This window comes from Ralstonia sp. 1138, assembly GCF_040544795.1.
GTDB lineage: Bacteria > Pseudomonadota > Gammaproteobacteria > Burkholderiales > Burkholderiaceae > Ralstonia > Ralstonia flatus.
In genome coordinates this window covers 1387333-1399913 of record NZ_JBEPKQ010000001.1, presented here as the reverse complement: position 1 = coordinate 1399913, position 12581 = coordinate 1387333, and the positions used below count along the sequence as shown (strand labels likewise).

Below are 12581 nucleotides of genomic sequence, written 5' to 3'. Positions count from 1 at the left end.
CCACGCTTGGGGCGTGGAGGCCGGCCCTAACCAAAGGCACTATCAGTCTTTGGCGATCGTCTGCTCGGTGTTGGCGGGCAGTTCGCCCATTGCCTGCAGCAATGCCGCCGTGTCGCTCATGCGCCGGCTGGTCGCACGCACGGTGTCGAGCTGAGCAGTCAGGTACTGCTGCTCGCTCGACTGCTCCGCGGATGCGGGCAGCGCCCCAAGGCGGCGCCGCGATGCGGTCTCGTTGAACGCGGTGCGGGCTGCGGTCGACGCCACTTCGGCTGAAGCGAGCGACTGCGCATCGTTCTCGAGCGCGGCGAGCGTATCGGCAACGTTTTCAAATGCCGACAACACAGCCGACTTGTATTGCAGGACCGTTGCGTCATACAGCTCCAGCGTGGCCCGGCGGTGGGCCATCAACGCGCCGCCGTGAAAGATCGGCTGCGACAGCCCGGCGCCCACCGCCCATAAGCCGCCTGCACCTGAGAGCAATGCCGGCCAGCTCAACCCACCGCGACCGAGCGAGGCTGTGAGCGACAGGCTTGGGAACAGCTGTGCGGTTGCCTCGCCTGCGTCTGCAGAGGCTGCCCTGACTGCAGCGGCGGCGGCGCGGATATCCGGCCGTGCCCGCAGCAGATGCGACGGCACCGCCACTGGCACCTGGTTCGGCAGCGAAAGGCTGCTGAACTCCGGCACCGCGGGCGCCGCGTCCGGTGTGCGGCCCAGCAATACGGCCAACGCGTGAACGGACACCGCACGCTGTTGACGCAATTGCGGCAGCGTCGCCGCCAGCGACGCGGCGCTCTGCGTCGATGCCAGCGCCTGCGCATGCGAGAGCGCTCCCAGCTCGTAGCGCCGCTGGGCGTCCCGCGCCGTCGCGTCTGCCACCACAACGAGGCGTTCCGTCAATGCGATCTGCTGATCCAGCGCTGCCGCGTTGATCACGGCGCCGACGATATTCGCGGCGAGGGCGCGCCGTGCTGCCTCCAGTTCGCAGCCACGCACATCCACCCGCGCAGCGCTCGCGGCGTTGGCATAGCGCGTCGCACCGAACAGGTCGAAGGTGTAGTGCGCCTGCAGCTGTCCGACAAACACGTTGTAGCGCAGCGCATCAGGTCCCACGCCTGTGAGGTTGGGCGTGCGCTGCCGCGCGACCTGCGCCCCCGCGTCGAGGGACGGCAATGTGGACGCCCCCACCTGTGCACGCAGTTCCTCCTGCGCGACGGACAAGGTCTTCTGCGTTGCAGCCAGCGTGGGGTTGTTGCGCAACCCCTCTTCCACCAGCGCGTTCAGCGCATCGGAGCGATAGAGCTTCCACCATTGCGGCACGGGCGCAGCACCCACATCAAACTGCTGGGCGACGCCGGCTGCTTCCACTGTCTTGGCGGGCTGGGTGGCCACGCCGTAATGGTCCGGCGACGGCGTGGCGGGCGGTACGGCGGTCGGCGCCAGGGAGCACGCCGTAAGAGCGAGCACCGACGTTGCCGCAAGCGCATACGTCATACGAGAGAGTTTCATGATCAATTCTCCAGGGCTGCAGTGGCGGCCGAGGGCACGTCCCGTTCGTCCGGGCGCACCTTGAAACACGCGGCATACAGCGCCGGCAGGAAGAAGACGGTCAGTACCGTGGCGATGGTGATGCCGCCCATCAGCGCGGTGGCCATCGGCCCGAAGAAGCCCGAGCGCAGCAGCGGAATCAGCGCCAGCACAGCGGCAGCGGCGGTGAGCATGATGGGCCGGAAGCGCCGCACCGTTGCGCCGATGATGGCGTCGAAGCGCTTCTGGCCGGCCGCGATGTCCTGGTCGATCTGGTCCACCAGGATCACGGAGTTGCGCATGATGATCCCGAACATGGCGATCACCCCGAGCAGCGCCACGAACCCGAACGGCTTGCCGAACAGCAACAGCGCAGCCACCACGCCAATCAGACCCAACGGTGCCGTCAGCACGACGATGAACGTGCGCGAGAAGCTCTTGAGCTGGATCATCAGCAGCGTCAGCACGGCAATGATCATCAGCGGCATTTCGGCATTGATGGACGTCTGGCCCTTCACGCTTTCTTCCACTGCACCGCCCACCTGGATGCGATAGCCCACCGGCAGCTTGGCGCGTTCGGCAGACAGGGCCGCATCGATGTCACGCGTCACGCCAATGCCCTGCGCGTTGCCGCGCACGTCAGCCTGCACCGTGATGGTCGGCTGGCGATCGCGCTCCCAGATCACGCCGTACTCGAGCTTGTTCTGCACATGCCCCAGCGCGCCGAGCGGAACGGGGCCGTTGGGCGTTGGCATGGCCAGGCCGGCCAGCCTGGCGGGGTCGACGCGTTCCGTCTTTGGTGCCCGCAGGTCGACATTGATGAGCTTGTCGCGTTCGCGATACTGCGTGACCGTATAGCCGGACAGCGTCATGGCGAGGAAGTTGGAGACATCTTCCGACGTCACGCCAAGTTGGCGCGCCTTGATCTGGTCGATCTCGAACGACATCGAACGTTCTGCCGGTTCATCCCAGTCGAACTGCACGTTCTGCGTGCGCGCGTCGGCACGGACCTTCTCGGCGACCTTGTCAGCGATATTGCGCACGGTGGCGATGTCGTCGCCGCTCACGCGGAACTTGATCGGGAAGCCTACGGGCGGGCCGTTCTCAAGCTGGGCCACACGGGTGCGCACGCCGGAGAAATCCTTCTCGAGCGTGGCGTTGAGCCAGCGCGAGAGCGCGTCGCGTTCTTCAACGTTCTTGGCCGTGATCACGAACTGTGCAAAGTTCGGCTGCTGAAGCTGCTGGTCCAGCGGCAGATAGAAGCGCGGGGCGCCGGTGCCGACGTAATCGACAAAGTGTTCGATCTCCTTTCGACCATCGAGCGCTTTCTCCAGGCGCTTTGCTTCGCGCAGCGTGGCGTCAATCGATGCGCCTTCGGGCAGGCGCAGGTCCACCAGCAACTCGGGCCGCTCAGAGTTCGGGAAGAACTGCTGGGGCACGCGCGTGAACGCCGCCATGGCGAGTGCGAACAGCACGGCCGTCACGCCCAGGATCACCCATCGGCGCTGGATGCAGAACGCGATCCACCCCGACAGGCGCTGATAAAAGCCGGTGTTGTAGATGTCGTGCTCATGACCATGTTCAGAGGCACCGTTCTTGTGCTCGGGCAGCATGTGATAGCCCAGCAGTGGCACCAGCACCACGGCTGCAAACCACGACACGATCAGCGAGATGGCCGACACCTCGAAAATCGAGCGCGTGTACTCGCCCGTGCTCGACTTGGCGAGCGCGATCGGCAGGAAGCCGGACACCGTCACCAGCGTGCCGGTCAGCATCGGGAAAGCCGTGCTTGAGTACGCAAAGGCAGCGGCGCGCAAGCGGCTCCAACCCTGCTCGAGCTTCACCGCCATCATCTCGACGGCAATGATGGCGTCGTCCACGAGCAGCCCCAACGCCAGCACCAGCGTGCCGAGTGAAACCTTGTCCAGCCCGATGCCGAAGATGTGCATGCACAGTGCGGTCACCGCCAGCACGATCGGGATGGAGATCACCACCACCATGCCCGTGCGCAAGCCCAGCGACACAAGGCTCACCACCAGAACAATCGCCACGGCCTCACCAACCGACCGCACGAATTCGTCGACGGAGTGCTTGACAGCGTGCGGCATGCTGGAAATCGGAGACAGCTTGAGCCCTGCAGGCAGCGTCGCCTGCAGTTCGCCTGCCGTGGCGTCGAGCGCCTTGCCGAGGTCGATCACATCGCCGCCCTTCTGCATCGTCACGCCAATGCCCAGCACGGCATGACCGTTGGCGCGCATCTGCGTCACGGGCGGGTCGTCATAGCCGCGCGTGATCTTGGCGATGTCGCGCAGCCGGAAGGTCCGCTTGTTCACGGTGATCAGCATGTCGGCCAGCGCCTGCACATCCTTGAACGCGACGGTCGGCCGCACGAAGACGCGGTCATCGGCGGTCGTGATCGTGCCGACCGGTGCCACGGTGTTCTGTGCGTCGATGGCCTGTGCGATCTGCTGCGGCGTGATGGCGAGCCGGGTCAGCTGCGCGTTCGAGATTTCGATGAAGACGTGCTGGGCCGGATCGCCGAAGTAGTCCACCTTGGCGACACCGGGCACGCGCAGCAGAACGGTCCGCAGCTTGTCTGCATAGTCGTGCAGCTGCGCTGGCGAGAAGCCATCGCCTTCCAGCGCGTAGATATTGGTGTAGACATCGCCGAACTCATCGTTGAAGAACGGCCCGACCGTGCCCTTGGGCAATGTCGCGCGGATGTCGCCCACTTTCTTTCTCACCTGGTACCAGGTTTCGGGCACGTCCTTCACGGGAGCCGAGTCCTTCATGGCGAAGAAGATCATCGACTCGCCGGGGCGCGAATAGCTCTTGATGTTGTCGACATACGGCGCCGCCTGGAGCTGGCGCCCGATGCGGTCGGTGATCTGCTCCTGGACTTCGCGCGCGGTGGCGCCGGGCCAGTACGTCTGGATCACCATCGTCCGGAACGTGAACGGCGGATCTTCAGACTGCGCGAGATGCGTGTAGCCAATCACGCCAAAAAGCGTGGCCAGCCCAATCAGGAAGATCACCAGCTGTTGGTGGCGCAGCGCCCATGCCGACAGGTTGAAGCCGCCTTCGTCCACCTGAGATGCAGACGCCGCAGCCGGCGCCGTGCCTTGCACGGTTTCGCGATCGTCGGCGCTCATGATGCGAAGTCCTCAGGGTGCAGCGGGGCAACCACTTGCACATGTTGGCCGGCGTTCACGGCGTGCACGCCCTGCATGACAACGCGATCGCCGTCGCGCAGGCCGGAAGCGACCAGCACGCTGCGCTCGTCGTAACGCGCGATGGTGACGGGGCGCAGCTCCAAGGTATCGGTGTTGGCGCGCACCACCCAGACTGCGGGTTCTTCTCCGCGATGAAAGAGCGCGGTGACCGGCAACTTGAACGGACGCGCGGCGCCCGCGTCGCCCCTGGCGTCGAACGCGATCGTGGCGGTCATGCCCATGCGCACCGCCGCGTTCGGCGCCACGAGCGACAGCTTGACGCGCCACGTCCGGCTTTGCGGATCGGCCGTCGGCGAGACCTCGCGCACACGCGCCTCGAAGCTCTCCGAAGGCGCGGCGGGAAGGCTCACGCGAGCCTTGCTTCCGACGGTCAGCGAGGACAGCGCACTCTCCGGTGCATCGCAAACGATGTCGACGTCGCCCGTCCAATCGAGGTGATAGACCGATTGGCCTGCCTGGACGTTCTGCCCGGTGTCGGCGTCCTCTGACGTGATGACGCCATCGTGGTCTGCCACCAGCGTCGCGTAGCGCAGGCGATCACCAACGAGTGCGGCCTGTGCCCGCGCCGAATCGCGTTGCGCAAGCGCGGATGCGTAGGCGTCCTGCGTCTGCTCCATCTGCGCCGGCGCAATCAGGTTCGCCTGCGATTGCGCACGGTCGCGGTCAAGCTGTTGCTTGGCATAGACGAGACGATGTTCAGCAGCTTCCAGCTGCGCCCGTGCGTTGGCGAGGTCGTTGCGCAAGTCAGCCTGATCGAGCATCGCCAGCACCTGCCCTTGCTTGACGGTATCGCCGATGCGCACGCGGCGCTCGACCACTTTGCCGGCCACCCGGAACGACAGCGGCGTGGAGTACCGCGCCTGCACCTGCCCCGGCAGTGTGTTGGCAACGGCGTTGCCGTCCGGGTGCAGCGTCAGCGCAACGACCGGTTTGGGCGCGCTGACCAGAGTTTCGCTGTGGTGACAGCCCGCGAGCAGTACAGCGCAGCAGGCAGCAATGACAAGGGGCGCACGTTTGGAGCGCCCGACGACGGACAGGTGGGGGCGCGCTGTCGTTTGCGCATGACGACCGGGATGTTTCACGATGATTCCAAGCAAGTGATGGCCTAACGAACAATGGGTAACGCACACCCAGGAGCCGCGCCTCTTCTGCGCGATCGGCTCTCGGGCCATGCGTCACGGAACTCGGATGTCGGGTACGCGAGTCGCCTGTCTCCACGGCGTTCAGGAACCACTTCTCGGCGCATGGCTGCATTCAGCTGGCTAGCAGCGGCGGACGGCTCTCTGGCCTTTTCGCCTGCGGGCTTGCCCCATCACCGCGTCCTAACTCAGGGCGCATCACCCTGATCGACCCTACATTTCGACATTAAACTCATAACTGATAATATTGTCAACTATGACGTGAGACACTATCATCGCGGATGAGAACACCATTCCAGACCCCTATGCGGAACCTCACGAATCACGTGGCAGAAGGCTGCCGCGAGCGGCGCGGCACACGGCGCAAACAGGAAACACGGGCACGGCTGCTTCATGCGGCGTTGTTGCTGTTGTCCGAAAGAAACATTGAGCGCGTCGCCATCAACGAGATCACCGAAGCCGCCGATGTGGGCTTCGGTTCGTTCTACAACCACTTCGAATCGAAGGAAGGGCTCTTTGCCGCCGTGATCGACTGGGCGTTTGAAGACTTTGCCGACAAGCTGGATGGCATTGCGCATGGCCTGACCGATCCGGCCGAAGTCATCGCCATCTCGGTCCGTCACACGTTGCTGCGAGCGCAGCGCGAACCGGTCTGGGGCCGGCTGCTGATACGCGAAGGCGTGTCTACACGCGCCCTGACGCGCGGCCTGGGCTTGCGCCTGCTGCGCGACAGCAAGCGCGGGCTTGCTGCCAAGCGGTTCGTGGTGACCGATCCGCTGACCAGCGTGGTTTCCGTGATTGGAACGGTGCTGGCGGGTGTTGCGGCCGAACTGCACTTTGCAGCGGCCTCGGCCGTTCCTGGACGCAGCCGTCAGGCCGCTTCGATGCGCGTCGAGCATTTGGCCGAACGTGCGGCCGTCTTCGTGCTCCAGGCACTGGGCGTCAAGCGTGCTGAAGCAGAAAGAATTGCGCAACTGCCGCTGCCGGCGGTCAGCGACGGTGACGCGGCAGTCGCTGTGTGAGCCCTCGCGCTGCCTGGCGAGGGCGCACATCGATCAGGCTTGATAGAGGTCGCTGGCCAGATAGCGGCGGCGCAGTTCGCGCAGCGCGGCCGCAAGAATGGCACTGGCAGGCAACGCCAGCAGCACGCCAAAGAATCCGAACAGGTGGCCAAAGGCCAGCAATGCAAAGATCACCGCCAATGGGTGCAAGCCAATGCGCTCGCCAATCAGGCGCGGCGTGAGGAAGACGTTCTCCAGGATCTGACCCAGGCCATACACCACGGCCACGGCGCCGAGACCGTACAGATCGCCAAACTGCAGCACGGCGGCCAACACGGCAAGCGCAAGGCCAGCCGCAAATCCGACATAAGGAATGAACACCGCCAGCCCCGTGAACAAGCCCAGCGGCAGGGCAATGTCGAAGCCAGCCAGCGCCAGCGCGATCGGGTAGAACGCGGCCAGCACGACCATCACCAGAAGCTGCCCGCGCAGGTATTGCGACAGCATGCGGTCGATGTCGATCACGAATGCTCGCGTCGTGGCCAGCCACCGACGGGGGACCAGGCTTTCCATGCGCCGAAACATCTGGTGGCGGTCGTAAAGCAGATAGAACAGCACCAGCGGGACCAGCACCAGGTTGCCGACCACGGTCAACATTGCGTGGCCGCTTGTGCGCAGGTATTGCCAGAGGGCAGCGGCGGAAGCGCCATCGCCACCATGGCTCGGTCCGGCCAGCAGACCGGGCAGATGCGCCAAGTCCAGGTCGACAGCAAGCCCCAGAACGGCCAGCTTGGGCTGCAGCCATGCATTGAGATTGGCAAGCAGCACGGGAATCTTGGCCTGGAGTTGCGGACCTTCGGTCTGGACCACCGCGAACATCAGCGTGACGAGCAGCGCGGCCATCGCCGCAAAGCAGAGGATCATCGCCAACGCAGCCAGCCAGCGGGGCACGCGATGACGCGCCAGCCACTCCACCCCGGGTTGCAGCATGTATGCAATCAGCGCGCCGAGCAGGAACGGCGTCAGCACCGGCCGCAGCGCCCACATCAGAACACCGATGGCAAGCGCGACAAGGCCCCACAGCCAGGCCTGGCGCCGTATCAAAGCAGACACCAGCGTTTTGGATAGACGTGCGCTACCCCGATGATGGACATTGCACCGTTCGCACAGGGCAGCGGTGCCTGGCCGAGGAGAAGGAACCCGCACCTCACTTCTCCTCAAAATACGCGACGGCGTGGTCGATGAATGCGCGGACCCTGGCGGGAACCATCGATCGGCTCATGTAAGCGAGGCGAACCTCCGCTGCGGTATCCAGGATTTCATGTTCGCCAAGCAACCGGACGAGGCGCCCTTCGCGCAGATCGTCTTCAACCAAGGCCAATGGCAACAGCCCCATGCCGAGTCCGGCCAGCACGACTTCACGGTTGAAGGCGGCGTTGTTCGACGTGATTTCATACTGCAGTGGAACCATGAGCGGCGCCCCCTCTGCGCGGAACGTCACGACGGGCTTATGCACCGAAGGGGGCACCGTCACGAAAACGTGGTCCGACAGATCGACCGGGTGACGCGGGTGCACATGCGAATCCAGGTAGTCGGGTGCCGCCACGATGGCCAATGGCAAGCGCTGCAGCATGCGCGTCACCGCCAGATCCGTTGCCAGCATGAACGGCAAGACCAGGCCGATGTCGTAGCCCTCGGTCGCAAGGTCGACAACGCCCTCCGCCAACGTCACATCCACCATGAGGTTTGGGTGTTGCCGCTTGAAGGACGCGACCAGCGGGGCCAGCCACGCCGACGTTGCCGTGGTATGAGCGACGAGCCGCAGCACGCCGACCGGCAGGTGCCCCTGGCTGCGTGCATCGGATTCAAGGCAGTCCAGATCGTCGAGCACGCGGCAGCATCCGTCATAAAGCCGGTGCGCCGCGTCCGTCAGCGAGAACTGCTTTGGCGAACGGTGGAACAGGCGCGCCCCAAGCCGCTCTTCCAGGGACGTCATCGCCCGGGAAACGACAGACGGCGACACCCCGAGCATCTGCCCTGCTCGCCTGAAATTCCTGACCTCAACGATCGTACGAAAGAGTCGCAGGCTCTCGAAATGATCCATAAGCACCTCAAACATGGCTCGCAGGCAGCACTCAGCCGATGACGGCCCGGCTTCGCCGCGAGCATGCTTAATCTAGTCATAGTTGATATTATTGTCAACTATGATGATTTATGGATTATGAGGCTCCGGAGACTACGACGAAGCGCCTGTCATCAGCGGGCGAGATCGGCCGGCGTGTCGACATCGCGCACGATGCCGGCGTCATCCGTCTCGATGCGGATGAGCTTGGCAGGATCAATCAGCCGCCGCGCGCCCTCGTCGCCGTCGAGCGATGTCAGGCCCAAGAAGAAGTCGGCGCCGAAGCCGATCGGGTGGCCCCGCTGGCCGGCATGAAAGGGCGCCACGCAACGGCGTGGGTCCACTGCGTTGGCGATCTGGGTGATGGTGTCAGGGGCGATCCACGGCATGTCGGCCAGGGCAATGATCCACCCGCCGGCTTGCGGGCGCGCGGCTACGCCGGCAGCCAGGCTGGCGCCCATGCCACGTGCAGCGTCGGGGCAGCGCAAGACCTCGCAACCGGCCTGGGCCAGCAGTGCGGCCAGTTGATCGACCTGCGCGCCATGTGTGGCAGCGGCGGGCACCACTGCCACCACGTCGGGCACTGCCAGCATCAGGTGCCGCGCGGCCCGCACCGCCACGGGCGTTCCATCGGGCAGCGGGGCAAGCAGCTTGTTGGCCACGCCCGCCGCATCAAACCGGCTGCCGCGGCCCGCGGCCAGCAACACGCCAACAACAGGCCGCTGCAGCATCAGACCACCTCGGTCTTGAGGGTGACTTCCACGTTGTTGCGCGTGGCGTTCGAATACGGGCACACCTGATGCGCCTGGGCCACCAGCTTCTCGGCATCGGCTTGCGATAGCCCGCTGATCCGCGCCGTCAATCCGACCTTCAGGCCGAAACCGCCTTCATCGCGCGTGCCGATCCCCACATCGCAGTGGATCTCGATGTTGCTCGGATTGAGCTTGAGCATGCTCTTGGCGACAAAGTCGCACGCCGAACCGAAGCACGCGGCATAGCCGGCGGCAAACAGGTCTTCGGGCGTGGTGGTATTCGGCTTGCCGGGGCCGCCCATGGCCTTGGGCACCGACAGGTCGTGCGAGACCTGGCCGTCTTCGGTTTGCGTGTGGCCGTTGCGGCCGCCTGTGGCCTTGGCGTGGGCGGTGTACAGGATATTCAATGCCATGACATGCTCCTCCGGGGGTGAACAACGCAATCGCGGACGCAAGAATCGGTCCGCAAAACTGGGGGATACGAGGCTGCAAGAACAAGAAAGCCGGCACACAGGACTGCATGCCGGCTTCCATTTCATCACGCGATGATGACAACTACACCGTGTCGAACGGCAGCTTGCGCTGACGCTTGCCGGTCAACGTGAACAGCGCGTTGGCAACCGCCGGTGCAATCGGCGGCGTGCCGGGCTCGCCCAGCCCGGTCGGGTTGTCTTCCGACGGCACGAAGAACACGTTCACCGGCGGCGCGTCCGGCATGCGCACGGGCGGGAAGTCGGTGAAATTGCTGTTCTTGGTGGCACCGTTTTCGATGTCGATGGCAAAGCCCGGCTGGATCATCGCCAGGCCGAACACGCAGGCGCCCTGAATCTGCGCTTCGGCGCCCATCGGGTTGACCACGCGGTTGGCATGCACGCCTGCGGTGACACGATGCACGCGCGGCTTGCCCTGGTCGACCGACACCTCCACCACATACGCCACCACCGACTCGAACGAGGCATGCACCGCCACGCCCCAGGCCTGACCCTTGGGCAGCTTGCGCTTACCGTAGCCGGACTTGTCGACAGCCAGCTGCAGCGCCGCACGATGGCGTTCATGCTCCTTGCCGGTAAAGCGCGCGAGACGGAAAGCGACCGGATCCTGCTTGGCCGCATGCGCCACCTCGTCGACCATCGTTTCCATCACGTAGGCCGTATGCGTGTGGCCCACGGAACGCCACCACAGCACCGGCACGTTCACGTCCGGATGGTGCACCGTCAGCTGCATCGGGAAGCCGTAGTCGTTTTCGATCACGCCCTCGACCATGGTTTCGTCCACCCCGTTCTTGACCATGAAGGCCTCGAACGGCGTGCCCTTGAGGATCGACTGACCGACGATCACGTGGTCCCAGCCGACGACCTTGCCGCCGCTGTCCACGCCCACATTGACGCGGTGCAGATGCATCGGGCGGTAATAGCCGCCGCGGATGTCGTCTTCGCGGCTCCAGATCACCTTGACGGGGCCGTTGTGTCCGGCGGCCGCATAGGCCTTCGCCACGTTGGCGGCTTCCACCACGTAGTCCGACGTGGTGATCGCGCGCCGGCCAAAGCCACCGCCCGCCATCATCGTATTCAGCTCGATCTTTTCGGGCGACACGCCGAGCACCTTGGCAATCGCGCCCTGATCGATGGTCTGGAACTGCGAGCCGACCCACACCTTCGCGCCCGTGGTCTTGCCGCCGTCTTTCTGCAGATCGATCGTGCAGTTCAGCGGCTCCATTGGCGCGTGCGCGAGGTAAGGAAACTCGTAGTCCGCCTGGATCCGCGTTGCGGCGGATTGGATGGCGCTCATGTCCGCGGCCTTGGCCACGGTGCCGGGCTGGCCGGCGAGCTTCTTGTACTCCGCCATCAAGGCCGGCGTGGACACCGTCGAGCCGGCGTCTTCCCACGTGACCTGCAGCGCGTCGCGGCCCTGCTTGGCCGGCCAATATCCGTCGGCGATGACGGCAACGCCCGTGCCGCCCCGGTCGGTCGGAATCTGCAGCACATCGACCACGCCCTTCACCGCCTTGGCCGCCGCCGCGTCGTACTTGGCCACCTTGCCGCCAAAACGCGGCGGGCGGGCCAGCACGGCGACCTTCATGTTGGGCAAGCGCGTGTCCAGACCAAACTTGAGCGAGCTGTCGAGCTTTGCGCGCGCATCGAGGCGCGGCGTGGGCTTGCCGACAATGCGGAACTGCGACGGGTTCTTCAGCGTGACCTGCGCCGGCACCGGCAGCGCCATCGCGGCCTGAGCAAGCTCGCCATACGTGGCGCGGTGGCTGCCCGACGTGACCACGCCATTGGCGGTGCGGCATGTCGACGGGTCAACCTTCCAGCGCTCGGCCGCTGCCGAGATCAACATGGCACGCGCGCGACCGCCCAGCTCGCGGTATTGCTGGAACGAGTGATTCAGCGCCGTCGAGCCGCCCGTCATCTGGATGCCGAAGCCCGGGTCCTTGTACGGATCGCCCGCCGGCGCCAACATGCCGCGCACATTGCGCCAATCGACGTCGAGTTCTTCGGCCAGCGCCATCGGCAATGCCGTGTGCACACCCTGACCGAATTCCAGCCGGTTCACCGCCACGGTGACGGTGTTGTCCGGCGCAATGATGATGAATGCCTGCGGCGGCGAGGGCGGCTTGGCCTTCGCGTCCTGCGCGCCCGCAAACGCCGGCACCACGCCCAACGCCAGGCCGCCGCCGGCCAGCGTCGTGAGCTTCAGAAAGCTGCGTCGGTCAAGCGTTGCCGACCCGGCATCCGCTGACGCCGGTTGATGTTGCGCGCCGCCACCGGCCAGCGCTTCAAGATTTCGAATACGCATCGTGAATTCTC

Annotated in this window: 9 protein-coding genes; 1 reads left to right on the top strand and 8 read right to left on the bottom strand. The window is 65.1% G+C overall.

Translation table 11 applies throughout. The annotated features are described in order from the left end of the window. Nucleotides 1–42: 42 nt before the first annotated feature. Genes ABIC76_RS06125 through ABIC76_RS06115 form a run of 3 tightly spaced genes read right to left on the bottom strand, consistent with a single transcriptional unit; the run spans nucleotide 43 to nucleotide 5839 of the window. A complete protein-coding gene (locus tag ABIC76_RS06125) occupies nucleotides 43–1506 on the bottom strand; it encodes an efflux transporter outer membrane subunit (RefSeq protein ID WP_354533332.1) in 1464 nt (487 codons plus the stop codon). A gap of 2 nt (nucleotides 1507–1508) precedes the next feature. Beyond that, nucleotides 1509–4676, bottom strand: coding sequence for an efflux RND transporter permease subunit (locus tag ABIC76_RS06120; RefSeq protein ID WP_354533331.1), 3168 nt, complete (start codon nucleotides 4674–4676; stop codon nucleotides 1509–1511). After that, nucleotides 4673–5839 (bottom strand): efflux RND transporter periplasmic adaptor subunit, encoded by a 1167-nt coding sequence (locus tag ABIC76_RS06115; protein WP_354533330.1) that lies wholly within the window; start codon nucleotides 5837–5839, stop codon nucleotides 4673–4675. Before ABIC76_RS06115 ends, ABIC76_RS06120 begins: the two co-directional genes overlap by 4 nt. Before the next feature lie 362 nt (nucleotides 5840–6201). Here ABIC76_RS06115 and ABIC76_RS06110 point away from each other — a divergent pair, with 362 nt between their 5' ends. Then, the gene (locus ABIC76_RS06110; RefSeq protein WP_354533329.1) at nucleotides 6202–6918 is read left to right on the top strand and encodes a TetR/AcrR family transcriptional regulator; all 717 of its coding nucleotides are present in this window, start codon (nucleotides 6202–6204) and stop codon (nucleotides 6916–6918) included. Between the two features lie 33 nt (nucleotides 6919–6951). Here ABIC76_RS06110 and ABIC76_RS06105 read toward each other — a convergent pair whose 3' ends face one another. The 5 genes from ABIC76_RS06105 to ABIC76_RS06085 form a co-directional block, all read right to left on the bottom strand. After that, nucleotides 6952–7944, bottom strand: a complete 993-nt coding sequence (locus tag ABIC76_RS06105) for an AI-2E family transporter (protein ID WP_502947849.1) — start codon at nucleotides 7942–7944, stop codon at nucleotides 6952–6954. Nucleotides 7945–8104: 160 nt separating this feature from the next. Next, a complete protein-coding gene (locus ABIC76_RS06100; protein ID WP_354533327.1) occupies nucleotides 8105–9001 on the bottom strand; it encodes a LysR family transcriptional regulator in 897 nt (298 codons plus the stop codon). Nucleotides 9002–9153: 152 nt separating this feature from the next. Next, nucleotides 9154–9750: a nucleotidyltransferase family protein gene (locus ABIC76_RS06095; RefSeq protein WP_354533326.1), complete on the bottom strand. Its 597-nt coding sequence runs from the start codon at nucleotides 9748–9750 to the stop codon at nucleotides 9154–9156. Then, nucleotides 9750–10184, bottom strand: a complete 435-nt coding sequence (locus tag ABIC76_RS06090; protein WP_027679850.1) for an organic hydroperoxide resistance protein — start codon at nucleotides 10182–10184, stop codon at nucleotides 9750–9752. The genes ABIC76_RS06095 and ABIC76_RS06090 overlap by 1 nt, the downstream gene beginning before the upstream one ends. 142 nt (nucleotides 10185–10326) lie before the next feature. Then, nucleotides 10327–12570 (bottom strand): xanthine dehydrogenase family protein molybdopterin-binding subunit, encoded by a 2244-nt coding sequence (locus ABIC76_RS06085; protein WP_354533325.1) that lies wholly within the window; start codon nucleotides 12568–12570, stop codon nucleotides 10327–10329. Between the last annotated feature and the right edge of the window lie 11 nt (nucleotides 12571–12581).

Excerpts from the sequence above, each read along its gene's own strand:
- ABIC76_RS06125 (WP_354533332.1), bottom strand. The coding sequence starts at position 1,506 with ATGAAACTCTCTCGTATGACGTATGCGCTTGCGGCAACGTCGGTGCTC.
- ABIC76_RS06120 (WP_354533331.1), bottom strand. The coding sequence starts at position 4,676 with ATGAGCGCCGACGATCGCGAAACCGTGCAAGGCACGGCGCCGGCTGCG.
- ABIC76_RS06110 (WP_354533329.1), top strand. The coding sequence starts at position 6,202 with ATGCGGAACCTCACGAATCACGTGGCAGAAGGCTGCCGCGAGCGGCGC.
- ABIC76_RS06105 (WP_502947849.1), bottom strand. The coding sequence starts at position 7,944 with ATGTGGGCGCTGCGGCCGGTGCTGACGCCGTTCCTGCTCGGCGCGCTG.
- ABIC76_RS06100 (WP_354533327.1), bottom strand. The coding sequence starts at position 9,001 with ATGGATCATTTCGAGAGCCTGCGACTCTTTCGTACGATCGTTGAGGTC.
- ABIC76_RS06095 (WP_354533326.1), bottom strand. The coding sequence starts at position 9,750 with ATGCTGCAGCGGCCTGTTGTTGGCGTGTTGCTGGCCGCGGGCCGCGGC.
- ABIC76_RS06090 (WP_027679850.1), bottom strand. The coding sequence starts at position 10,184 with ATGGCATTGAATATCCTGTACACCGCCCACGCCAAGGCCACAGGCGGC.
- ABIC76_RS06085 (WP_354533325.1), bottom strand. The coding sequence starts at position 12,570 with ATGCGTATTCGAAATCTTGAAGCGCTGGCCGGTGGCGGCGCGCAACAT.